Annotated in this window: 19 protein-coding genes and 1 tRNA gene; 11 read left to right on the top strand and 9 right to left on the bottom strand. The window is 71.0% G+C overall.

The genetic code is table 11. From position 1 onward, the window contains the following. Positions 1 to 2: 2 nt before the first annotated feature. The 8 genes from xylB to BM414_RS08560 all read left to right on the top strand — a co-directional run bounded on the left by xylB (position 3) and on the right by BM414_RS08560 (position 8064). The gene (xylB, locus tag BM414_RS08595) at positions 3 to 1424 is read left to right on the top strand and encodes a xylulokinase (RefSeq protein WP_093579006.1); all 1422 of its coding nucleotides are present in this window, start codon (positions 3 to 5) and stop codon (positions 1422 to 1424) included. 71 nt (positions 1425 to 1495) lie between these two features. Next, positions 1496 to 2584: an ABC transporter ATP-binding protein gene (locus BM414_RS08590; RefSeq protein WP_093579005.1), complete on the top strand. Its 1089-nt coding sequence runs from the start codon at positions 1496 to 1498 to the stop codon at positions 2582 to 2584. Further along, positions 2581 to 3498, top strand: coding sequence for an aldose 1-epimerase family protein (locus BM414_RS08585; protein ID WP_093579004.1), 918 nt, complete (start codon positions 2581 to 2583; stop codon positions 3496 to 3498). Before BM414_RS08590 ends, BM414_RS08585 begins: the two co-directional genes overlap by 4 nt. Positions 3499 to 3679: 181 nt before the next feature. Further along, entirely contained in the window at positions 3680 to 4042 is a 363-nt protein-coding gene (gene aroH / locus BM414_RS08580; RefSeq protein WP_093579003.1) for a chorismate mutase, read from the top strand. 44 nt (positions 4043 to 4086) lie between these two features. Beyond that, positions 4087 to 4785, top strand: a complete 699-nt coding sequence (gene cmk / locus BM414_RS08575) for a (d)CMP kinase (protein ID WP_093579002.1) — start codon at positions 4087 to 4089, stop codon at positions 4783 to 4785. Next, positions 4782 to 6131, top strand: coding sequence for a ribosome biogenesis GTPase Der (gene der, locus BM414_RS08570; RefSeq protein WP_093579001.1), 1350 nt, complete (start codon positions 4782 to 4784; stop codon positions 6129 to 6131). The genes cmk and der overlap by 4 nt, the downstream gene beginning before the upstream one ends. Positions 6132 to 6312: 181 nt before the next feature. Then, positions 6313 to 7782 (top strand): M1 family metallopeptidase, encoded by a 1470-nt coding sequence (locus BM414_RS08565; RefSeq protein ID WP_245784576.1) that lies wholly within the window; start codon positions 6313 to 6315, stop codon positions 7780 to 7782. Between the two features lie 208 nt (positions 7783 to 7990). After that, a tRNA-Pro gene (locus BM414_RS08560) sits at positions 7991 to 8064 on the top strand. On the opposite strand, the gene BM414_RS31770 is transcribed toward BM414_RS08560, so the two are convergent. From BM414_RS31770 to BM414_RS29230, 5 genes are all read right to left on the bottom strand, one after another. Continuing rightward, positions 8056 to 8406 (bottom strand): tyrosine-type recombinase/integrase, encoded by a 351-nt coding sequence (locus tag BM414_RS31770; RefSeq protein WP_425432352.1) that lies wholly within the window; start codon positions 8404 to 8406, stop codon positions 8056 to 8058. The two genes, BM414_RS08560 and BM414_RS31770, sit on opposite strands and share 9 nt — an antisense overlap. Beyond that, positions 8367 to 9440, bottom strand: coding sequence for a family 43 glycosylhydrolase (locus tag BM414_RS08550; protein WP_175551503.1), 1074 nt, complete (start codon positions 9438 to 9440; stop codon positions 8367 to 8369). Before BM414_RS08550 ends, BM414_RS31770 begins: the two co-directional genes overlap by 40 nt. A gap of 553 nt (positions 9441 to 9993) precedes the next feature. Then, on the bottom strand, positions 9994 to 10284 hold the full coding sequence (locus tag BM414_RS08545) for a galactokinase family protein (RefSeq protein WP_093578998.1): 291 nt from the start codon (positions 10282 to 10284) through the stop codon (positions 9994 to 9996). Between the two features lie 5 nt (positions 10285 to 10289). Continuing rightward, positions 10290 to 11303, bottom strand: coding sequence for a UDP-glucose--hexose-1-phosphate uridylyltransferase (locus BM414_RS08540; RefSeq protein ID WP_093578997.1), 1014 nt, complete (start codon positions 11301 to 11303; stop codon positions 10290 to 10292). Next, positions 11260 to 11625 carry an MDR/zinc-dependent alcohol dehydrogenase-like family protein gene (locus tag BM414_RS29230; protein WP_175551502.1) on the bottom strand — a complete coding sequence of 122 codons (366 nt, stop codon included), beginning with the start codon at positions 11623 to 11625 and terminating at the stop codon, positions 11260 to 11262. The genes BM414_RS08540 and BM414_RS29230 overlap by 44 nt, the downstream gene beginning before the upstream one ends. Before the next feature lie 667 nt (positions 11626 to 12292). Between BM414_RS29230 and BM414_RS08530 the strand changes: the two genes are divergently transcribed. Continuing rightward, positions 12293 to 13417: an ABC transporter ATP-binding protein gene (locus BM414_RS08530; protein ID WP_093579069.1), complete on the top strand. Its 1125-nt coding sequence runs from the start codon at positions 12293 to 12295 to the stop codon at positions 13415 to 13417. Between the two features lie 402 nt (positions 13418 to 13819). Here the strand turns inward: BM414_RS08530 and BM414_RS08525 are convergent, their stop codons facing one another. The 3 genes from BM414_RS08525 to BM414_RS08515 are packed head-to-tail and all read right to left on the bottom strand — an operon-like array spanning position 13820 to position 17027. Then, complete coding sequence (locus tag BM414_RS08525; protein ID WP_093578996.1) at positions 13820 to 14719, bottom strand: carbohydrate ABC transporter permease; 900 nt, start codon at positions 14717 to 14719, stop codon at positions 13820 to 13822. 13 nt (positions 14720 to 14732) lie between these two features. Next, complete coding sequence (locus BM414_RS08520) at positions 14733 to 15683, bottom strand: carbohydrate ABC transporter permease (protein ID WP_093578995.1); 951 nt, start codon at positions 15681 to 15683, stop codon at positions 14733 to 14735. 15 nt (positions 15684 to 15698) lie between these two features. Then, complete coding sequence (locus BM414_RS08515; RefSeq protein ID WP_093578994.1) at positions 15699 to 17027, bottom strand: extracellular solute-binding protein; 1329 nt, start codon at positions 17025 to 17027, stop codon at positions 15699 to 15701. A 192-nt stretch (positions 17028 to 17219) separates the two neighbouring features. Here BM414_RS08515 and BM414_RS08510 point away from each other — a divergent pair, with 192 nt between their 5' ends. Both BM414_RS08510 and BM414_RS08505 read left to right on the top strand, forming a co-directional pair. Continuing rightward, positions 17220 to 19100: a glycoside hydrolase family 2 protein gene (locus BM414_RS08510; RefSeq protein WP_093578993.1), complete on the top strand. Its 1881-nt coding sequence runs from the start codon at positions 17220 to 17222 to the stop codon at positions 19098 to 19100. A 253-nt stretch (positions 19101 to 19353) separates the two neighbouring features. Next, positions 19354 to 20520, top strand: a complete 1167-nt coding sequence (locus BM414_RS08505; RefSeq protein WP_175551501.1) for an ABC transporter ATP-binding protein — start codon at positions 19354 to 19356, stop codon at positions 20518 to 20520. Between the two features lie 171 nt (positions 20521 to 20691). On the opposite strand, the gene BM414_RS08500 is transcribed toward BM414_RS08505, so the two are convergent. Then, the gene (locus BM414_RS08500; protein WP_175551500.1) at positions 20692 to 21897 is read right to left on the bottom strand and encodes a glycosyltransferase family 4 protein; all 1206 of its coding nucleotides are present in this window, start codon (positions 21895 to 21897) and stop codon (positions 20692 to 20694) included. Between the last annotated feature and the right edge of the window lie 688 nt (positions 21898 to 22585).

Raw genomic sequence — 22585 nt, 5'->3', positions numbered from 1 at the left:
CGATGACGCTGGTCGCGGGGGTCGACACCTCCACCCAGGCGTGCAAGGTCGTCGTCCGGGACGCGGCGTCCGGGACCCTCGTGCGCGAGGGCCGGGCGCCGCACCCCGACGGCACCGAGGTGGCCCCCGCGGCCTGGGCCGCCGCCCTCGAGCAGGCGGTGGCCCAGGCCGGTGGCCTCGACGACGTCGCGGCGGTCGCCGTCGGCGGCCAGCAGCACGGCATGGTCTGCCTCGACGAGGACGGGGAGGTCGTCCGCGACGCGCTGCTGTGGAACGACACCCGCTCGGCCGGCGCCGCCGCCGACCTCACCCGCGAGCTCGGCGACGGGCAGGCGGGGCGTCAGGCGTGGGCCGACGCCGTCGGGCTGGTCCCGGTGGCCTCGTTCACCGTCACCAAGCTGCGCTGGCTGGCGCAGGCCGAGCCGGAGAACGCCGCCCGCACCGCTGCCGTCTGCCTGCCGCACGACTGGCTGACCTGGGTGCTGGCGGGGCGTCCGGGCCTCGACGCGCTGGTCACCGACCGCGGCGACGCGAGCGGCACCGGCTACTGGTCGGCCGCCACGGGGGAGTACCGACCCGACCTGCTGGAGCGCGCCCTCGGCGCCACGCCGCACCTGCCCCGGGTCCTCGGCCCCGCCGAGGCGGCCGGGACCGTGGCGTGGGCGGGGTCCACGGGCGCGGTGCTGGGCCCGGGCACCGGCGACAACGCCGCGGCCGCGCTGGGCCTCGCCGCCGAGCCCGGTGACGTCGTCCTGTCGGTCGGCACCTCCGGCGTCGTCTCGATCGTGTCGGAGACCCCGGCCGCCGACCCCACCGGCGCGGTGGCCGGGTTCGCCGACGCCACCGGGCGGTTCCTCCCGCTCGTGGCCACCCTGAACGCCGCCCGCGTCCTGGACGCCACCGCGCGGCTGCTCGGCGCCGACCACGAGGAGCTGTCCCGGCTGGCGCTGTCGGCTCCCGCCGGCGCCGGCGGGCTGGTCCTCGTCCCCTACCTGGAAGGCGAGCGGACGCCGGACCGGCCGACGTCGACCGGTGCCGTCCACGGGCTGACGCTGGCCACCTCCACCCCGGCGCACCTGGCGCGCGCCGCCGTCGAGGGGCTGCTGTGTGGCCTGGCCGACGGTCTCGACGCCGTCCGCGCCACGGGCGCCGAGGTCCGCCGGGTGCTCCTGGTCGGCGGCGGTGCCCGCTCCGAGGCGGTCCGCCGGATCGCGCCGGCCGTCCTCGGCGTGCCGGTGCTCGTACCGCCCCCGGGGGAGTACGTCGCCGACGGCGCCGCCCGTCAGGCAGCCTGGGTGCTGTCCGGCGCGGCTGCCCCGCCCGAGTGGCCGCGGCCGGGCACCGAGGTCCACGAGGCCGACCCGACCCCCGTCGTCCGCGAGCGCTACGCCGAGGTCCGCGACCTCACCGCCGACCGCACCTGAACCAGCTCAGCACCTGCACCACCCGCACCTGGACCACCCGGCACCGTCGCCGAACCCGCGAGGAGCACCCCATGGCCACCGTCACCTACGAGTCCGCCACCCGCGTCTACCCCGGGGCGGACCGCCCGGCCGTCGACGCCCTGGACCTGGAGGTCGCCGACGGCGAGTTCCTCGTCCTGGTCGGCCCGTCCGGCTGCGGCAAGTCCACGTCGCTGCGGATGCTGGCCGGCCTGGAGGACGTCGATGACGGACGGATCCTCATCGGGGAGCGCGACGTGACCGACCTGCCGGCCAAGTCCCGCGACATCGCGATGGTGTTCCAGAACTACGCGCTGTACCCGCACATGACCGTGGCCGACAACATGGGCTTCGCGCTCAAGATGGCCAAGGTCGGCAAGGCCGAGATCGGCGAGCGGGTGGCCGAGGCCGCGCGGCTGCTCGACCTCGAGCAGTACCTCGACCGCAAGCCGCGGGCGCTGTCGGGCGGTCAGCGGCAGCGGGTCGCGATGGGCCGGGCGATCGTGCGCAAGCCGCAGGTCTTCCTCATGGACGAGCCGCTGTCCAACCTCGACGCCAAGCTGCGCGTGCAGACCCGCACCCAGATCGCCCAGCTGCAGCGGCGGCTGGGGATCACCACGGTCTACGTCACCCACGACCAGACCGAGGCCATGACCATGGGCGACCGGGTCGCGGTGCTCAAGGACGGCCTGCTCATGCAGGCCGGCCGTCCCCGGGAGCTCTACGACCGGCCGCGCAACGTCTTCGTCGCGGGCTTCATCGGCTCGCCGGCGATGAACCTCGTCGAGCTGCCGGTGACCGACGGCGGGGTCCGGTTCGGCGACGCCGTGCACCCGGTGGAGCGCGAGGTGCTCGGCCGTGCGGGCTCCGACCGGGTGGTGCTCGGCGTCCGCCCGGAGGACCTGGAGGTCGCCGGGCAGGGGCTGCCCGTGGAGGTCGACGTCGTCGAGGAGCTCGGCGCCGACGCCTACGTGTACGGCCATGCCCAGATGGACGGAGCCGACCTCGACGGGCAGCGGCACACCGTGACCGTGCGGGTCGACGGCCGCCGTCCGCCGCTCAAGGGCGACCTGCTGCACGTGACCCCGCGCACCGGCCAGGTGCACCTGTTCTCCACCGTCGACGGCGAGCGGCTCGGGTGAGCCTCCCGCCCACCGGCGAGCAGCACGTCCTCCGCGCGGGGGACGCCGAGGCCGTCGTGGTCGAGGTCGGCGGCGGACTGCGCACCTACCGCGCCGGCGGGCGGGACGTCGTCGACGGGTTCGACGCCGGCGAGATGGCCGCGGACGTGCGCGGCAACGTGCTCGCGCCCTGGCCCAACCGGCTGCGCGACGGCGAGTGGTCCTGGGACGGCACGGCCCTGCGCACGCCGGTGACCGAGCCGGAGCGGGGGACGGCGATCCACGGCCTGGTGCGGCACGTGGCCTGGCGGCTGCTCGCTCGGTCCGACGACTCCGTGGTGCTCCAGCACCTGCTGCACCCGCAGCCGGGCTATCCCTTCTCGCTGCGCCTGCAGGTGGGCTACGAGCTGTCCGCGGACGGGCTGCGGGTGACGACCACGGCCACCAACGAGGGCGACGCCGACCTGCCCTACGGCGAGGGCCACCACCCCTACCTCGCCGCCGGGCCGGGCCTGCGGGTCGACGACTGCACGCTCACCCTCCCCGCGGCCACGCGGGTGCTGACCGACGACCGGCTGCTGCCGGTGGGGAGCGAGCCGGTGGAGGGGACGCCGTTCGACCTGCGCGGCGGGCGGCCGGTCGGCGACCTCGTCGTCGACGACTGCTTCACCGACCTCGTCCGGGACGCCGACGGCACCGCCGAGGTGCGCCTCGTCCGCCCCGACGGCAGCGGCGCGGCCGTCTGGATGGACGCCTCCTACGGCTACCTGCAGGTGTTCACCGGCGACGTCGTCGAGCCGCCGTCGCGCCGCCGCCAGGGGCTGGCCGTCGAGCCGATGACCTGCCCGCCGGACGCGTTCCGCTCCGGCGAGGCGGTCGTGCGGCTGGCGCCGGGGGAGTCCACGACCGGCACCTGGGGCATCCGCCCCCTCTGACCCGACCGCCCGGGGGCGAGTCCGCCGACCCGACGGTCGGAACCGTTACCCCCAACTCAGCCGTGGTCCCGACCGCATGCAGCACGCGGCAGGCGGTTGGGGGAGGAGCCGTGGCGCGGGGTACCTAGACTCGACCGGGCACCCCGTTTCCGGGAGCCGGGACCGATCGAGGAGGGTGCACGTGGCCGTACGGGCCATCCGCGGCGCGACACAGGTGGACGCCGACGACCGCGACGAGGTCCTCGAGGCCACCCGCGAGCTGGTGAGCACCGTGGTCGAGCGCAACGGCCTCGACCACGACGACATCATCAGTATCCTGTTCACCGCGACCCCCGACCTGGTCTCGGAGTTCCCGGCGCTGGCCGCCCGCGAGCTCGGGATGGGCGACGTGCCGCTGATGTGCGCCACCGAGATCGGCGTCCCGCACGCGCTGCCTCGGGTGCTGCGGCTGATGGCGCACGTGGAGACCGACCGGCCGCGGACGGAGATCCAGCACGTGTACCTGCGGGGTGCCGTGGCGCTGCGACGGGACATCGCGCAGTGAGCGGGCACCGGCGAGCGGAGACCACTGCGCGTGGTGACAGCGCAGTGAGCGAGCAGAGGTTCCGGGGGCAGGTGACCCTCGACGGGCCGTCGGGGACGGGCAAGTCCAGCGTGGCGCGGGCGGTCGCCGCCCGGCTCGGGGCGGCCTACCTCGACACCGGCGCCATGTACCGCGCGGCCACCGTGGCCGTCATCGACGCGGGCGTGGACCCCGACGACGCCGACGCGGTGGCCCGCGTGGTCGCCGGTGCCCGCATCGAGGTCGGGACGGCGGCCGGCGTCGAGCAGGTGGAGGTCGACGGGGCCGACGTCGCCGAGCGGATCCGCGGCGCCGAGGTGACGCGCAACGTGTCGGCGGTGTCGGCGGTGCCCGCGGTGCGCCGGCAGCTGGTCGACCAGCAGCGGGCGCTCGTGGCCTCGGCCGACGCCGTCGTCGTGGAGGGGCGCGACATCGGCACCGTCGTGCTGCCCGACGCGACGCTGAAGGTCTACCTGACCGCCGCCCCGGAGGTCCGGGCGCAGCGGCGGGCGGGGCAGCTCGGGATCGGCGACCCGGCGGAGGTCGCCGCGCTCGCGGCCGACCTGCGCCGCCGGGACGAGTACGACAGCAGCCGCGCGGACAGCCCGCTGCGGCCGGCCGCCGACGCGGTGGTCGTGGACAGCACCGACCTGGACCGGGAGGCCGTCGTCGACCGCGTCGTCGACCTGGCGCTCTCGTCGGTCGGAGCAGGGGAGAGGACATGAGCGAGGAGGGCACGGGCGGTCCGCTGCCGGTGGTGGCGATCGTCGGCCGGCCCAACGTGGGCAAGTCGACGCTGGTGAACCGGATCCTGGGACGGCGCGCCGCGGTGGTGCAGGACATCCCGGGGGTGACCCGCGACCGCATCTCCTACGAGGGACTGTGGAACGGGCGGCGGTTCACCGTCACCGACACCGGCGGCTGGGACCCCAAGGCCGAGGGGCTGGGGGCCTCGATCAGCCGGCAGGCGGAGTTCGCGATGCGCACCGCCGACGTGATCGTCCTCGTCGTCGACAGCACCGTCGGCGCCACCGACACCGACCTGGCCGCCGCACGCATCCTGCGCCGCAGTGACCGGCCGGTCATCGTCGTCGCCAACAAGGTCGACGACGAGCGCAGCGAGTCCAACGCCGCCGAGCTGTGGTCGCTGGGCCTGGGGGAGCCGCAGCCGGTGAGCGCGCTGCACGGCCGCGGGTCCGGCGACCTGCTCGACCTGGTGCTGGACGCGCTGCCGGAGGCGCCGCGCGGGGAGCCCGGGGAGGGCGGCCCGCGCCGGGTGGCGCTGGTGGGCCGGCCCAACGTGGGCAAGTCGAGCCTGCTCAACCGGCTGGCGAAGGAGGAGCGCTCGGTCGTCGACTCCGTCGCCGGCACGACCGTGGACCCGGTCGACTCGATCATCAACCTCGGCGGCGAGGAGTGGCGGTTCGTGGACACCGCGGGGCTGCGCCGCAAGGTGAACACCGCCAGCGGCACCGAGTACTACGCCAGCCTGCGCACCGAGGCGGCGATCCAGGCCGCCGAGGTCGCCGTCGTACTGCTGGCCGCCGACGAGGTGATCAGCGAGCAGGACCAGCGGGTGATCACCCAGGTCATCGAGGCCGGCCGCGCGTTGGTCATCGCGTTCAACAAGTGGGACGCCGTCGACGAGGACCGGCACGCCCAGCTGGAACGGGAGATCGACCGCGACCTCGCCCGGATCAAGTGGGCGTCGCGGGTCAACATCTCGGCGACCAGCGGCCGCGGTGTCGGCAGGCTCCCCGACCACCTGCGCGCGGCGATCGCCTCCTGGGAGACCCGGGTGCCGACGGCGGAGCTCAACGCCTACGTCCGCCAGCTGGTCCAGGAGACGCCGCCGCCGGCCCGCGGCGGGCGCGCGCCGAAGATCAAGTACGTGACGCAGGCCGACGTCCGGCCGCCGCGGTTCGTCGTCTTCTCCACCGGCTTCCTCGAGGCCGGCTACCGCCGGTTCCTCGAGCGCAAGCTGCGCGAGCGTTGGGGCTTCACCGGCACGCCGCTGGACATCTCGGTGAAGGTCCGCGAGGGCCGGGGTAACGACGGGTCCCGCGGATGAGCGCCGCCGACCTTCGGTAGCGCGGTGATTGCCCCGTGGGGCGACCGGCCGGGTTCCGGATCCCGGGTGTGACCTGGCACACAGGGAGCCTCCCGTTGATCTCCGCCCGGGGATGGGATGCCGTCCGTCCAGCAGGACCCATCCACGGACGGGGGCGGCCATGACCCGGAGACTGGCAGTGGTGACGACGGCGGGGGTGCTGGTGGCGATCGCCACCGGCACCGCCGCGGCGGACGGCGGGGGACACGGGGACCCGCAGCCCGGGGCGCCCGGCATCGGCGACCCCTACTACCCGCTCGACGGCAACGGCGGGTACGACGTCCAGCACTACGGGCTGGACCTCCGCTACGACCCGGCCACCGACGTCCTCGCCGGCACCGCGCGCATCAGCGCGCGGGCCACCCAGTCGCTGTCGAGCTTCGACCTCGACCTGGTGGGACTGGAGGTCCGCTCGGTCACCGTGGGCGGCCGTCCGGCGACCTGGACCCGGGAGGGCCAGGAACTCGTCGTCACCCCCGCGCAACCGCTGCGCGAGCACCGGGAGTTCACCGTCGAAGTCGTCTACGACGGTGTCCCCGAGACCCTCCAGGACGAGCTCGGGGGCTCGGGCTTCTTCCACACCGACGACGGCGCCGTCGTCGCCGGTCAGCCGCACGGCGCGGCGACCTGGTTCCCGGCCAACGACCACCCGCGGGACGCCGCGTCGGTCGACGTCTCGGTGACCGTGCCCGAGCGCCTGGAGGGCGTCTCCAACGGGGTCCTGTGCGGCTCGTGGACCGCGGACGGGTGGACGACGTGGTCGTGGTCGGCCGAGGAGCCCATGGCCACCTACCTCGTCACGCTGGCGGTCGGCGAGTTCGACCTCCGCCACTACGAGGCCGACGGCATCGAGTACTGGGACGCCGTCGACCCGGCCGTGGCGACCTTCGACGCGGACCCGGAGACCGAGGGGCCCCTGGCCGGCGAGGTCGTTGACGCCACGCTCGCCCGCCAGCCTGAGATCGTCGAGGCCCAGGAGGGCTGGTTCGGGCCCTATCCGTTCAGCGCAGCGGGGGCCATCGTCGACAACACCCCCGAGCTCGGGTTCGCGCTGGAGACCCAGACGCGTCCGGTGTACTCGCCGGCGTTCTTCGGCGACCCGCTGCTCGCCGAGACGGTCGTCGTCCACGAGCTGGCGCACCAGTGGTACGGCGACTCGGTGCGCCTGGACACGTGGCAGCACATGTGGCTGAACGAGGGCTTCGCCACCTACGCCGAGTGGCTGTGGCTGGAGCACGAGGGGCTGGACACCCCGCAGGGGATCTTCGACACGCTCGCGTCGCTGACTGACGAGGAGCTGGGCGCGGACTTCTGGCAGGTCGTGATCGGCGACCCGGGGCCGGCCACGGACCAGCTGTTCCACCCGGCGGTCTACACCCGCGGCGCGATGACGCTGCAGGCCCTCCGCGACCAGGTCGGCGACGACGCGTTCTTCACGATCCTGCGTGAGTGGGCCTCGTCGATGGCGGGGCAGACGGCGACCACCGGACAGTTCATCGCACTCGCCGAGGACGTGTCCGGGCAGCAGCTCGACGAGCTGTTCACCGCATGGCTGTTCACGCCGGGACGGCCGGCCGGGCTGCCCGAGCCGGTGCCGGCGGAAGCCGCCTGATGCCGGTGCCTGCCGCGGTTCCCACCGGGAGCCGCGGTAGGCACGGCGGGTCCCGCCGCGGCCGCGGCTCCACGCCGTTCGTCGACGACGCCCTGGAGCCGCACTGACCGGATGACCGCAGCGGCGCGGTCGACCACCGGGCAGGGCGGGGGAGTCGGTGCGGTAACCTGCTCCTGCAGCGATCGGGCGGTGCGAGCCGCCCGGCGCTCGGGCTGTAGCGCAGCTTGGTAGCGCACTTGACTGGGGGTCAAGGGGTCGCAGGTTCAAATCCTGTCAGCCCGACAGCGAAACCGCAGGTCGGAGGCGGGTCACCCGACGAGGGTGGCCCGCCTCTCGCGTGAGTACAGCAACGCGGCCGAGGGACAGCGGCGGTGACCTGCGGAGCGCCTGAGCGAGCCGGTCGGCGGCCTCCCGCTGTTGGGCCGGCCCGACGTGGCTGTAGATGTCCGCGGTGATGGCGTAGGACGAGTGACCGAGGTGCTCCTGGACGACCTTCGTGTGCGTGCCGGCCGCCAGCAGAAAGCTCGCGGCGGAGTGCCGGAGGGTGTGCAGGGTGATGCCGCGGAGGCCGGCTCGCGTTTCTCCTACTGAAGCATGTGTGCGAGCTGATCCCGATTCGGGCAGAATGGACGATCCTCGTCGTCCCAGAGCAGAGGCACGAAGAAGGCCTGCCGCTCACCATCAGGACTGAACCGTCCGTGCGAGACCAGCAGGTTGGGCGTCACCATTGAGGGATGCCCGGCACTCGAGATGCCCGGCAGCATGCCACTTCTCAGCACGGCATGACCTTGCACTGCTAGATCTGTTAAACTGCCATCCGCCTCTTCGCGGATCGCACCAACAGCATACGATTCATCCTTGTAGCTGCCGTAACTATTCAGGTAATAGGGGTTGCCGGCCGGAGATACCAGTCCACCGATGGGCGCCTCGATGCAGTGCCAGTCGACCGTTTCGCCGCCGGCCCAATCCCGCTTGCCAACCTGCCAGGGCATCGAGCGGTCGCGCTCATACATCTGGACGTCCAGGCTGGGCTTGACGAGGATGCGCGGAGCCGACACGGGCCGAGCGAGGTCAGGACTCAGCTTCACCTCGACGATCCCCACGCCGACGCGTGTTTCGTTCCAAAACTCCACGACGTATGCGAGGAAGTGTGCTGAGCGACCCGATTGCTGTTCGTGTCTCTGGTAGACGTCCGCATCGATGGCGAAGTCCGTCTCCAGCTCAAGGGGCATCTCGCCCTGGTCGATGAACGGCCCTTCCGGCCTGTCGGCCACCGCCCGGCGCAGCCGCTGCCCGATGTCTGCATTCGACTGGTGGGGTGTGCTCCGTGAGTAGAACATGTTGTATCGCCTGGCCGATGCGTCGTACACGACGCAAGGAGCCCAATGCTCGCTCATCGGTGCATCCGCTTGTAGTGCCTTTCCAAGGTACTGGAACTGCCGCAGGTCGTGGCTACCATAGACGGCGATCCGGTCACCCTCGCGGGAAACGTCCGTATGGTAGAGGTAGTACGAGTAACTGCTGGCAGACGACCGAGGGACGGTCAGCAGATACGGGTCACCCTGGTCTGTGACGTCGGGCGCCGGATGAGGAATGATCGGCCTATAGAAGTCGTCGATCTGGAGACCCGCGAAGTCGTGATCCCTGCCTGCCCGCATGGGCATCAACTCTAGCAGATGACAGCTCTCAGTTGATCGATTCGCTGCTTCGCCAGCATGTTGTCGGTCGTATTCGCGCAATGGTCGGCGATGACACGCATATGCCCTCTCGTCGGGCCTCTGCAGTAGCGCTATTGATGCCTCAGCGCTTCCGCGGCACCACCATCGCCGCCGCTGAGACAGTCGAGGAGATGCACACGGCAGACAGCTGCCCGAGGCGGCGATCTGCCTCACGACCCTCGCGGTCGCCGCGGGACGGCCCGCTGAACCGTTCCCAGTAGCCGGAGATCGGCAGGTCAGGGACACGCCGGGGGCGAGATGATCGGAAAGAGCGCAGGCCCTCGAGAGGAGGGACGTCTTCTCACAGATCGTGTTCCCACCCGAGGTCCTGGTGTCCGATCCTGTCCCGGCACCGCCGTGCTCCCGGTCACCGAGGAGCCCGTGCACTTCGCGTCGGGGCTACTGGCCGCCGAACGCCGGCGACGAGTCACCCGCGGCCGGCGCCGGGCAGGTTGCCGCGGCTCTCGCGCAGGAGCGCCGCGGCCCCGGCGACTCAGCGGGCCCACTCCGACCCCTCGGCCGGGCGCAGGGCGTCGATCGGCCAGGTGTCGGTGGCGTCCAGCTCGCGTGCGACGGTCCGCAGCAGCCCGCCGGGGCGACGCCGGACTGCGACGTCGGTGCCCAGGTCCAGGGCGACCGGCAGCGTGAATCCGTCTTTGTAGTCGGTGTGCTCGCCGATCAGGTCCACCCGACCCGGCGAGCGCACCACCAGCTCTGGTGGCGCGTCGAAGGCCCGCTCAACCGGGGTGCGCAGCTCCTCGGTGCTGAGGTCCTCGCGGCCCATCGGTCTCAGTCCTCCGGCAGCTCGCGCAGCCGCTGCGCGGCGGTCTCCGGGGTGATGTCGCGTTGGGGCTGGCCGAGCAGCTCGTAGCCGACCATGAACTTGCGGACCGTCGCCGAGCGCAGCAACGGTGGGTAGAAGTGCGCGTGCAGATGCCACTCGCGGTGCGGGTCGCCGTCGGTGGGCTGCTGGTGCAGGCCCATCGAGTACGGGAACGTGACACCGAAGAGCCGGTCGTAGCGGCGGGTCAGGCGCCGCAGGATGTCGGCCAGCCCGTCGCGCTGGTCGGGGCCGAGGTCGGGCAGGGCGCCGGCGTGGGCACGGGGTAGAACGAGGGTCTCGAACGGCCAGACCGCCCAGAACGGCACGAGCGCGGTGAAGTGCTCGTTGCCGGTCACGATGCGCTCGCCGTCGTTCAGTTCGACGTCGAGGTAGTCACAGAGCAAGCATCCGCCGCTGTCGGCGCGGGCACGCTGCTGGGCGAGTTCCTTCGCCGGCTCATTGGGCAGCCGCTCGTTGGCCCAGATCTGACCGTGCGGATGGGGGTTGGACGCCCCCATCATCGCGCCGCGGTTCTCGAAGATCTGCACGTGGCGGACCCAGTCGAGGCTGCCGAGCTCGAGGTACTGGTCGGCCCAGGTGTCGACCACCGTGCGGATCGCCTCGGCCGGCATCTGCCCCAGCGTCAGGTCGTGCCGCGGCGAGAAGCACACCACGCGGCAGATCCCGCGCTCGCTCTGCGCGATCAGCAGGCCTTTGCGGTCGTCCTCCTCCGGGGCCACATCCGGTGTCAGCGCGGCGAAGTCGTTGTCGAACACGTAGGTGGAGTCGTACTCGGGAGTACGCGCCCCGCCGGCCCGCCCGTTGCCCGGGCAGAGATAGCAGGCCGGGTCGTAGGTCGGCCGTTGGTCGGCCGCCACCTCCTCCACCTGCCCCTGCCACGGCCGGGCGGTGCGGTGCGGGGACACCAGGACCCACTCACCGGTGAGCCGGTTGAGCCGGCGGTGCGATGCGGTGAACACTACCTACCTCCCACGGACTGGCGCGGTGTGCGGCGCCTCTGTCGCCGACGCGGTGGGCCTCATCGGCCTGGTCGAGGGTGAACCGGTGGGTGACGATGCGCTCGGGGTGCAGGCTCCACCGCACCAGGTGCTCGAGCAACTCCTCCGTGTGCCGCAGGGAGGTCGCCCAGGAGCCGTGCAGCGTGACCTGCTCGTGGATCAGCAGCTCGGACACCGGCAACGAGATCGGGCCGCCCTCACCGACGAAGGCGCACCGCCCCAGGTTCGGGTGTTCCCCAGGGGTGCTGGACGACAACCGGCGGGCGATCGACGAGGCGGCCACGCTCCAGGCCGAGTGCCTCGTGATGGTCGTCGGCGGTCTGCCGACGAGTTCCCGCGACCTGCGCGGGGCCCCGGATCGGGTCCGGGATGCGCTCGGCGAACTCGCCCCCTACGCTGTCGACCAAAGTCCGGCTCGCCCTGGAGGCGCTGCATCCTATGGACTGCGCCGACCGGAGTGTGCTCTCGCCCCCGGGTCAGGCATCGGACCTGGCGGAGGAGTTCCCGCAGGAGCAGGTCGGGGTGGTCGTCGACACCGTCCGCGTCTGGTGGGATCCGGACGTCTGGCGTTTGATTGAGCGGGCCGGGTCGCGCATCGCGTCCTTCCCGGTGCGCGACTGGACTCTGCCGCTCCGAGCCGACGTCCTCCTGGCCCGCGGCTGCATCGGCGACGGCAGCATCGACTTCCCGCCATTCGCCACGTTGTCGACGCGGCCGGATACCGGGGCAACATACAGGTCGAGATGTTCAACGCCGACGTTCGGGCCTCCTCGGGGCAGACGTCATCGCCTCGGTCGGGCGGCGCTTCCTCGACGTGGTCGTTCCCGACAACGCTCCAGCATGAGCACTCTCCGCGTCGCTCCGAAGCGATCTGCGTTCCGCCTGGGACGCCACGGCTGCACCAGCTAGGACCAACCCGGCCTCGTTCGGCCGCTGAGGGAGGACACGTCATGGCTGCCATCACCTACGACCACGCGACCGTGCAGTACGCCGGAGCCGAACGGCCCTCGGTGAACGCGCTGGACCTCGACATCGCCGACGGCGAGTTCCTCGTCCTGGTCGGCCCGTCCGGCTGCGGCAAGTCCACGTCACTGCGGGCCCTGGCTGGCCTGGAGAGCGTCAGCGAGGGAACCATCCGCATCGGGGAGCGCGACGTCACGCACCTCGCGCCCAAGGACCGGGACATCGCGATGGTGTTCCAGAACTACGCGCTCTACCCGCACATGAGCGTCGCGGACAACATGGGCTTCTCGCTGAAGATCGCCCGGATGAACCGGGATGAGATCCGGAAGCGGGTGGAGGAGGCCGCGAAGATCCTCGACCTGGAGCCGTACCTGGACCGCAAGCCCAAGGCCCTGTCCGGTGGTCAGCGGCAGCGGGTGGCGATGGGCCGGGCGATCGTCCGCAACCCGCAGGCGTTCCTGATGGACGAGCCGCTGTCCAACCTCGACGCGAAGCTCCGGGTGCAGACCCGCACCGAGATCGCGGCCTTGCAGCGCCGGCTCGGCGTCACCACGGTCTACGTCACCCACGACCAGGTCGAGGCCATGACCATGGGCGACCGGGTGTGCGTGCTCAAGGACGGCTACCTGCAGCAGGTGGACACGCCCCGCAACCTCTACGACAAGCCGGACAACGTCTTCGTCGCGGGTTTCATCGGCTCGCCGGCGATGAACCTGGTGGAGGTCGACCTCGACCGGGACGGCGCCGTGCTGGGCAACTACACCTTCGCGCTGCCACGGCAGACCATGGCCGCCCTGGCGGCGGACAACAGCACGACCGCGACGCTGGGCTTCCGGCCGGAGTCGGTGCGGCTGGTCGGCGAGGGCGAGGGTTATCCGTTCGAGGTCGTCGTCGTGGAGGAGCTCGGCTCGGACGCCTACGCCTACGGGACGATGCACACCTCCCGCTCCCAGGAGGGCGACAAGCTGCTGACGCTGCGGGTCGACGCGCGCCGGCCGCCCATGAAGGGCGAGACCGTCCACATCGAGATCAATCCGGACGAGGCCTACGTCTTCTCGTCCGAGTCCGGTCGCCGGGTCTCCGGCGACGTTGCCAGCGTCGCCCAAGCCTGACGCCCGCGCCTGTTCAGCCTCACAGTGACGGCTCCTGTGATGGCCGTACGGGTGTGGCGCGATCCCTGGACGCCGTGAGAGCGGCGTGCCCCCATGCTGTCGGGCTGGATCAAGAGCCGCCTTTCTCGAGGCATCGAGCCGTGCGGCGATCTTGCTTCCCGGATTCGGAGGGAATGGCGGGGGCAGGACTCAGCTGCGAGGTGACCGTGGCTCCACGACGGGACCTCTGGTCAGGCCCCGATCCGCATCGGGGGCCCCAGTAGCCGGCGCGGCGGGCGCCGTCGACCTCGGTGACGGCCTCCTCCACGATGACCCGGCGGCGCAGCACCAAGCCCTACGCGCACGGCCGCCAGCTCCGCGATGGCGTTCCGCGGGGCCGCCTCGAGAAGGACGTCTTTGGTGCTACTTGATGCCGGTGTTGGCAACCCCTTGGGCGATCTGGCGCTGAAGGACCAGGAAGACGGCGAGCAGCGGCAGGATGCCGAGGACGGCGGAGGCCATGGTCTCGGCGTACTGGATCGCTGAACCGCCGACCAGGCTGCTGAGCCCGACCGGGATGGTCTGCGACTTGGTCTGGGTGAGGACCAGCAGCGGCCAGAGGAAGGCGTTCCAGGACGTGATGAACGTCAGGATCGCCACCGCGGAGATCGCCGGCCGGGACAGCGGCATGGCGATCTGGGAATAGATCCGCCACCAGCTGGCACCGTCGAGCCGGGCGGCCTCGATGAGGGCCACCGGGATGGCCTTGATGAACGAGTGGAAGACGAACAGGGCCACGGGGAGGGCGACCGAGGGCAGGATGACCGCCCAGTAGGTCCCCAGCAGGCCGATGGCGCGGAACTCCAGGAACTGCGGCAGGACGAGCGCCTCGACGGGCACCATCAGGCCGGCCAGGATCAGCCCGAACAGGACGTACTTCCCGCGGAAGTTGAGGTTGACCAGGGCGAAGGCGGCCATCGAGCAGACCACCACGGTGAAGACGACCGTGAGGGAGGAGATGATGAAGCTGTTGACGTACCACCAGCCCAGCGGGCTCGAGTTCCACGCGTAGCTGTACGCGTCGAGGTTCCAGTTGCTCCCCCACGGGTTCGTGGGGTTCGCGGCGATCTCCTCGTTGGGCCGCAGCGACGTGATCAGCGCCCACAGGAACGGGACCAGCCAGATGAGCGCGAAGAGCGTCATACACGTGGCGGCGAGCCGGTTGAAGAGCCTCCCGCTCCGGTCCTGCTCGCCACCCCGGCGCGAGCGCCGGGTGCCGGAACGATCGGTGTCGGCCGCAGGCGCGGCCACGGCTGTCGCCATCGTCCGAGCTCCCTCAGGTGTTCGCGGAGTTGTTGCGCCGCCGGACCAGGAACCAGCCGACGCTGACGAGGACCAGGACCACGAAGTAGACCATCGTCGCGGCGGCCGCATAGCCGCCCCGATAGGCCGAGAACCCGGTGTCGAAGATGTACTGGATGACCGGACGCGTCGTGTAGTTCGGGCCGCCGGTCAGCAGGATGTAGATCTGGTCGAACACCTTCAGGGACGAGAGGACCTGCAGGATCAGCACCAGGCCGATGGTCGGGCGCAGGATGGGGACGGTGATCATCCGGATCTGCTGCCACGGCCCGGCGCCGTCGAGCGCCGCCGCCTCGTAGACCTCCTCCGAGATCTCCTGGATGGCCGCGGTGTAGAGGATGAAGTTGAAGCCGAACGTCCACCACACGGTGAGCAGGACCACGGCGAACCAGGCACCCGAGGTGCTGCCGAAGAAGTCGGGGGCGGTCAGCCCGAACCAGCCGAAGGCGTTGGTGATGAGCCCGGTCTCGGGCGTGTACATGAACGCGAAGATCAGGCACACCGCGGCCGAGGGCACGACGTACGGGGCGAAGAAGGCGAGCCGGTAGAACCACTGGCCGCGGGCCAGGCGCGAGACGAGGACGGCGAACAGCAGCGGCAGCAGCACCAGGATCGGTGTGGTCAGCAGCGTGAACAGCGCCGAGTGCCACATCGAGGCCCAGAAGTCGGCGTTGGTCAGGACGTCGGCGTAGTTCGAGAAGCCGACCCAGCTGCCGATGCCGGATCTCACGGTCGTGGTGTTGAAGAGGCTGATCAGCAGGCCGATGACGACCGGGCCGATGAGGAAGGCGAGGTAGAGGGCCAGGAACGGGGTGGCGAACAGCCAGCCCGCCCGGTTCTCCGACCGCGGGGGCCTCCCCGCGGTCGCGGCGCGGTCCCCGACCTCGACCCCTGTCCTGGGCGCGGGGAGAGCGGTGGCGGTCATGGCGCGGTCTCCGTCCTACACGGGTGGCCGGGCGGTGGAGAACGTCTGCAGGCTGCTGGTCAGGGCGGCGACGCCACCCGCGGGGTCGGTGGCCCCGGTGAGCACGCTGGCGACGACGGAGCCCATGGCGGTCTGGAAGTCCGAGCCCGCTCCGGTGTACCAACCCGGCGGGTCGTACACCGCGTTGAAGGCCGCCTCCGTGTAGTTGCTCTGCGGCTGGAGCTCGAGGAACTCCTCGCTCTCCTGCACCGGTAACCAGGCGGGGACGTGCCCGCCGTCCGCCCAGGTCGAGCTCTGGTCCAGCAGGCCCTGGACGAAGCGCACGGCGTTCGCCGTCCGCTCGTCGGAGCGTCCGGGACTCGCCGGGACGACCAGTGCGTGCGAGTCGGCGTAGGCGACCGGCTCGGGGCCGAGGAGGGCGGGGAAGGGCACGACGTTGAAGTCGAGACCCTCGACGTCCCGGTACGTCGGGATCTGCCACACGCCGTCGAAGAGGAAGCCGACCTCGCCGTTACTGAAGAGGGTCGACGACGTCGTCGACGTGGCGGTGCGTGGCATCAGTCCCAGGTCCCCGGTGAGGCTCTGGAGGAAGGCGAAGGACTCCTCCATCGCGGCGCGGTCGATCGTGACCCGGGTGCCGAGGTCCTCGACGATCGGTCCGGCCAGACCGGAGTAGGTCATCAGGAGGAGGCGCCAGCAGGTCGAGGGGTCCACCGTGATCGACGCGACCGCCGCGTACTCGCTACCGGTCGAGTCCTTCATCGCCTGGAGGGTGGCGACGAAGTCGTCGCTGTTCCTCATGGGCTTGAGGTTCTCGCCGGTCTCGTCGAGCAGGCCGGCCTGCGCCGCCAGCTCGGTGTTGTAGTACAGCACGAACGGGTGGGTGTCGATCGGCACCGCGTACGTGGTGCCGTCCACCGTGGCCTTCTCCCAGGCGGCCGGTGTGAACTTGTCCTCGGTGATCCCCGCGGCGGCGAACTGGTCCGCGACGGGCTCGAGCAGTTCGGCCTGCGCCAGGAGGGGCACCCGGGACAGGTGCGCGACGGTCACGTCGGGCGGGCGGCCGCTCGACGTCGACAGCGCCAGCTTGGTGTAGAAGGGGTTGCCCCAGGAGAGCAGCGAGGACTCGACCGACGTGCCGGACGACTCGCGATAGGTCTCGATCATGGTCGCCATGTTCTCGCCGTCGCCGCCGCCGAACAGGTGCCAGAAGATGACGTCGGCCGTGCTCGGCTGGGCCCCGGTGAGGCTGCTCCCGATCGGTGTGGAGCACCCCGACATCGCGACGGCGAGCGAGACACTGCCCCCCGCGGCAAGGAACTGGCGACGCGAGAGCTGAGTCATGAGGGGACATCCAGTCTGGCGCGATAAGCCGAACCCGATGACTGTCACACGGCTGTATATCGACGGCAACTCGGCACTCGTCGTTGAGTGAGACGCGTGACCCAGACATCGGGCCTCTAAGGTTTTCCTCGTGTGCGCTGATGCGGGCCAGGTGAAGGCGACTGCTCGTCGACGCAACGGAGGAGCCCGCTCGTGAAGGCGACGCAGCAGGACGGTTCCCATCCCCGACCCCTGATGTGCCGGGAGGCGTGGACCAGCCTTGACGGCACCTGGCAGTTCGCTCACGACGACGCCCGCGAGGGGATTGCTTCGCGGTGGTTCCACCCCTCGAGCGCCGAAGCGTTCGAGCGGAGCATCCAGGTTCCGTACCCCCCGGAGTCGCCCGCCTCAGGGGTGGGGGCTCGTGAGTTCCACCCTGTCGTCTGGTACCGCCGGGTCATTCCGCACGACGTCCTCGCCGGAGACGGCGGTGACGCACGTCGGGTCCTCGTGCACTTCGGTGCCGTCGACCACAGCGCCCAGGTCTGGTTCGACGGACAGCTGGTCGCCGAGCACGTCGGTGGCCAGACGCCCTTCACCGCCGACGTCACCGACGCGCTGGCGACCAGCCAGGATCAGGGTCCGGAGGAGCACGTCCTCGTGGTCCGGGCCGAGGACGACCCCCACGCCCTCCACCAGCCCCGCGGCAAGCAGGACTGGAGAGAGAAGCCGCACAGCATCTGGTACGAGCGCACGACCGGCATCTGGCAACCGGTCTGGCTCGAGACGGTCCCGGTCCCAGCGGTCGTCGACGTCGCGTGGACCTTCTACGCGTCGTCCGCCGTGGTCCGTGGGGAGGTCACGCTGGCCGCCACGCCGGCCACTCCGCTCGAGCTGGAGGTCACGCTGAGCCTCGGCGAGGAGGTCCTGGGGGAGGCCACGTGCGTGGTACGGCAGGCGGTCACCCAGATCGACATCGCCGTACCGGCGGTGCGCAACGGTCAGGACCGCGCGCGTCTGTTGTGGGCCCCGGAGCATCCCCACCTCGTCGACGCGGAGGTGGTGCTGCGCGACCGCGACTCCGGGCAGCCGGTCGACACGGTGGCCAGCTACCTGGGTCTGCGGGAGGTGTCGGTCGGCGAAGGCTCCTTCAACCTGAACGGGCAGCCCTACTACACGCGGTCCGTGCTCAACCAGGGCTACCGGCCTGAGACCCACCTCGCTTCGCGCGGCAACGACGAGTTGCGCGCCGAAGTGGAATTGATCAAGGCGATGGGGTTCAACGCGGTCCGCATCCACCAGAAGGCCGAGGACCCGAGATTCCTCTTCTGGGCTGACCGGCTCGGTCTGCTGGTATGGGGCGAGACGGCCGGGGCCTACGAGTTCTCGGTGAGTGCGATCGCCCTGCTCACCTCCGAGTGGATGGAGATCGTCCGCCGCTACCGCAGCCACCCCTCGGTCGTGGTGTGGGTCCCCGTCAACGAGAGCTGGGGAGTGCAGGACATCGCCACGGTCCCGGCTCAGCAGCAGTTCTCGCAGTCCCTCGTGAGCCTGACGCGGGCCCTGGACCCGAGCCGTCCCGCCGTCTCCAACGAGGGGTGGGAGCACGTGGACAGCGACATCCTCGGGCTGCACGACTACACCGTCGACCCCGACCGGCTACGCGCCCGCTACCTCGACAACCAGGCGGCCCTCCGCGCAGTCCTGACCGGGCACGGCCCGCAGGGGCGACGGCCGATCCTGAACGACGCGCAACGACAACGATTCCTCGACGGCCGGGCTCCGTTGATGATCACGGAGTTCGGCGGCATCTCGCTCTCGCAGCAGGAGGAGTCCTGGGGCTACGACCAGGTCGAGTCGACGGACGAGTACGCCGGCCGTCTCGCAGGGCTCTTCGAGGCGCTCCGGGCCAGCAGCGACATCGTCGGATTCTGCTACACGCAGTTCATGGACACCGGGCAGGAGACCAACGGGCTCGTGTTCGCTGACGGAACGCCGAAGCTCCCTGTCGAGGACATCTTCCGGATCGTCACCGGCCGCACGGACACTGCGCTCGACGAGCCCTCCTCGACCTTCGGTACGCCGGACGAATGACTTCGTGGGTGTCCGCTGATTCGACCTGGATCGACCGGGTGCCGGGAGCAGACCTGCACCGTCGACTCCCGCACCACAGGAGATCAACGACGGCTCGCGGCTGACCATGCACTAGGTCGTTAGGCGGGACGAGTGACGTTCAGGGGCAGCCCGGATGGCCTCGGCTTGCCCGAACTCAGCAGACTCCGCCCACCGCAGCGCCCAGCGTCGTGGATCATCGGTCGGGCAGCGGCCTGAGCGGTGGAGGCGGCGGATGGGCGACCCGATGAGCGGCACATGGCTCAAGAACGTGACCGTCATCCGTGACGGCAGACAGGTGCTGCGGGACGTGACGCTCCGGGCGGCCGACGGGGAACTGCTCGTCGTGCTCGGTTCCTCAGGAAGCGGCAAGTCCACCCTCCTGCGGGTGCTCGCCGGGCTCAACCAGGTCGGGTCCGGCACTGTGATCATCAACGGCCGTGACGTCACCAAGCTGCCGCCCGGTGAGCGACGCGTGGCGATGGTCTTCGAGACCTCGGCGCTCATTCCCTTTCTCGACGTGTCCCGCAATCTCGGGTGGGGGCTGCGCGCGCAGCGGCTACCGGATACCGAGGTGAAGGAGCGGGTCAAGGACCTCGCCCGGCAACTGCGGTTGAGCCGGTTACTGCCCCGCCGTCCGGACGACTTGTCCACGGGCGAGCGCGGCCTGGTCGGCATCGGGCACGCTCTCGTGCAGCGCCCGGACGTCTTCTTGCTCGACGAGCCGCTCGCGGGCCTGGATGCCGCGGAGCGCCCCCGAGTGCGTCAGGAGATCGTCCACATCGTCCGTTCCCTGGGAGCCACGACGTTCTTCGTCACCCACGACCAAGCCGAAGGACTCGCGGTCGCCGACCGGGTCGCCCTGCTGCACGACGGCGCCGTGGTGCAGGTGGGCACACCTCGCGAGCTGTATGAGCGGCCGGTGGACCTGTTCGCGGCCGGGTTCGTCGGCACCCCGCCGATCGGACTGCTTCCCGCCCGGCTGGTGTCCGCCGGCGGGCAGGCCGCGTTCACCGTGGGCAACAGGACACTGCCGCTGTGGCGGGCGGTTCCGCCGCCGCTTCGTGACCACGTGGGCCGTGAGGTGGTACTCGGGCTCAGAGCTGAGGACGTGCACGACCCCACGGCCGGCAACGACCCGGACTCGGTGGCCCTGGCTGCGGTAGTGCGGGAGGTCGAGTACACCGGTCGACGAAACGTGGTCACGGTCGCAGTCGGCGCCCCGCCGATCACAGCCCGGGGCAGCGAAGTGTCCGGCGACAAGTCACGTGGCGCGACGCTGCGCTCGTTCTTTCCACCGCGATCCGTGATTCGTCCCGGTGCCGCGGTGACAGTCGCGGTCAAGGCGTCGAGCGCCCACGTCTTCGACGCCGTCACCGGCCGCGCGCTCTGGCACCCCTGAACCTCTCCAGATCACCCGTGAACCTCTCCAGACGAAGCGAGGACGCCGCTCCCATGTGGCGATCCGGAGGCGAGCCACCTGCATCAGCGTTGCGGAGAGCCGGGGGAGGGCCAACGCTGGAGCAGTGAGGTGTTTGCCCGGTGGTCGTCTCCAGTGCGGGACCGGCGGGCCTCAGCGCAGCAGCTCGACGTAGACCTCCGCGGTCTGCCGCGCCATCCGCTCGCTGCTGAACTCGCGCTGTACGCGCGCCCGGCCCGCGCTGCCCCAGGCGGACGCGAGTTTCCGGTCCTCCAGCGGCTCCAGGATGGCGGCTGCGAGCGCGTCGGTGTCGCCCGTGCCGTCCAGTCTTCCCCGCTCGACCAGCCGGCCCGTGACGTCGTCGATCACGACCTCGCTGGTCCCGGGTACGCGGGTCGCCACGACGGGGCGGGCGGCTGCCATCGCCTCGAGTACGACGAGCGGCAGCCCCTCAACGGTGGACGCGAGGAGGAAGACGTCCGCGGCGGCCATGAGGTCAGGGACGTCCGAGCGCTCCCCGGCGAACCACACCCATTCATCGAGGCCCATCATCCGCACCCCCTCGCGCAGTTCGGTCTCGAGCGGCCCGGTACCGACCCACAGGAACACCGCCTCCGGCCGGCTCCGGACGACCTTGTCCACAGCGCCCAATATGAAGCGGTGCCCCTTCAACTCGACCATCCGGCCGACGCTGAGCACGATCCGCCGCTCTGGGGGCAGGTGCAGGCGGCCGCGAGCGTTCTCCGCGCTCACCCCGCCGCGCGACGGCCGGATCCCGTTGCGCACGACGCGCAGCTTCGCCTGCTCGACCCCCACCTCGAGGAAGCTGTCGCGCACGCCCTCCGACACGCAGATCACGCGGTCGACGAGCTCGACGACGTCCAGGTACTCCCTTTGAAGAACCGTGACCAGCTCCGCCACCTCTGCGTCGGACAGCCGCCGGTCGGGGTGGTGGTACGGCGAGTGCAGGAGGTCGGGCAGTTCGTCGGTGGGAAACACGGCGGAGGGCTCGGCCAGGTGCTCGGTGCGCACCACCGCGGGGACGCCGGCCTGCCGGGCCGCACGCACCCCGGCGTATCCCTCGATCATCACTCCGGCGTGGCAGTGGAAGAGCTCCACTCGGACGTCGCTCAGGAACGCGACCAGCTCGGCTTCGCTGTCGGGACGGCCGACGTGGATCTCCGCGGTCCTCACCCCGAGCGCGTGGGCGCGCTCGAGCAGCCGCGAGCCGCTTGGGCTCGGCGGGCAGACGAGCGAGAGCGTGAAACTCTCCTGCAGCTCGTCCGCGAGGGTCAGGATGTGCTCGCCCACACCGGACGGGGCCGTGCTGTCGGTGAACAGGCACACCGCCGGTTTCACGACCACCCCTCACTGGGCCCGGTGAACCGCGCCTCGTCCTGTCGACGAGAGGGGCAAACACCACCACCAATCGTGGGAGTTGTCCAGCGGGGGGCGCGCTCGGTGTGGCGAACGACTTCGGGGAGCTGGCCGGAGAAGGACTGGAGGATGTATCCGTACTGCCAGCCGGGAGCGCATCAGGCGTCCGCCCGGGTTCAGCACTGAGCTGCTGGGCACAGTGGACGACGCTCCCGGGTGCGGGGGAGGGCTACCGCAACCGGTACAGCAACGCGGTCCGGACGAGCCCGTACCCGGCCCGAACGACGGCGGACGCTGCGGCCCTGCGACCTGCGGAAACAGCACGACCGCGGACGACGGCGAATGTCACGAAGGTGACTCGGGGTCAAGGGGTCGCAGGTTCGAATCCTGCCAGCCCGACAGTAGGAAACCGCAGGTCAGGGGCCGCTTACGGAGAGATCCGGAACGGCCCTTGACTGCTTTCCGACCACAGTTTTGACCACCATGGTCCCTGTCGACGGTCCGCAACCGGGCCTGATGACTGTGCCGCCGGGTGGCGCTTTCGGCGAGCCGTGCGTCGTGTCCGGCGTCGATCTCCGGTCGCGTGGCTCGCACGTCACCGCCATGACCAGCGCATTCGCCCGAGGGGCCATCTGCGTCTTCGAACGGGCGCCTGCACGGCGGTGACTCG

Source organism: Geodermatophilus amargosae (assembly GCF_900116515.1).
GTDB classification, from domain to species: Bacteria; Actinomycetota; Actinomycetes; order Mycobacteriales; family Geodermatophilaceae; genus Geodermatophilus; species Geodermatophilus amargosae.
This window is presented reverse-complemented; position numbering and strand designations above follow the sequence as displayed.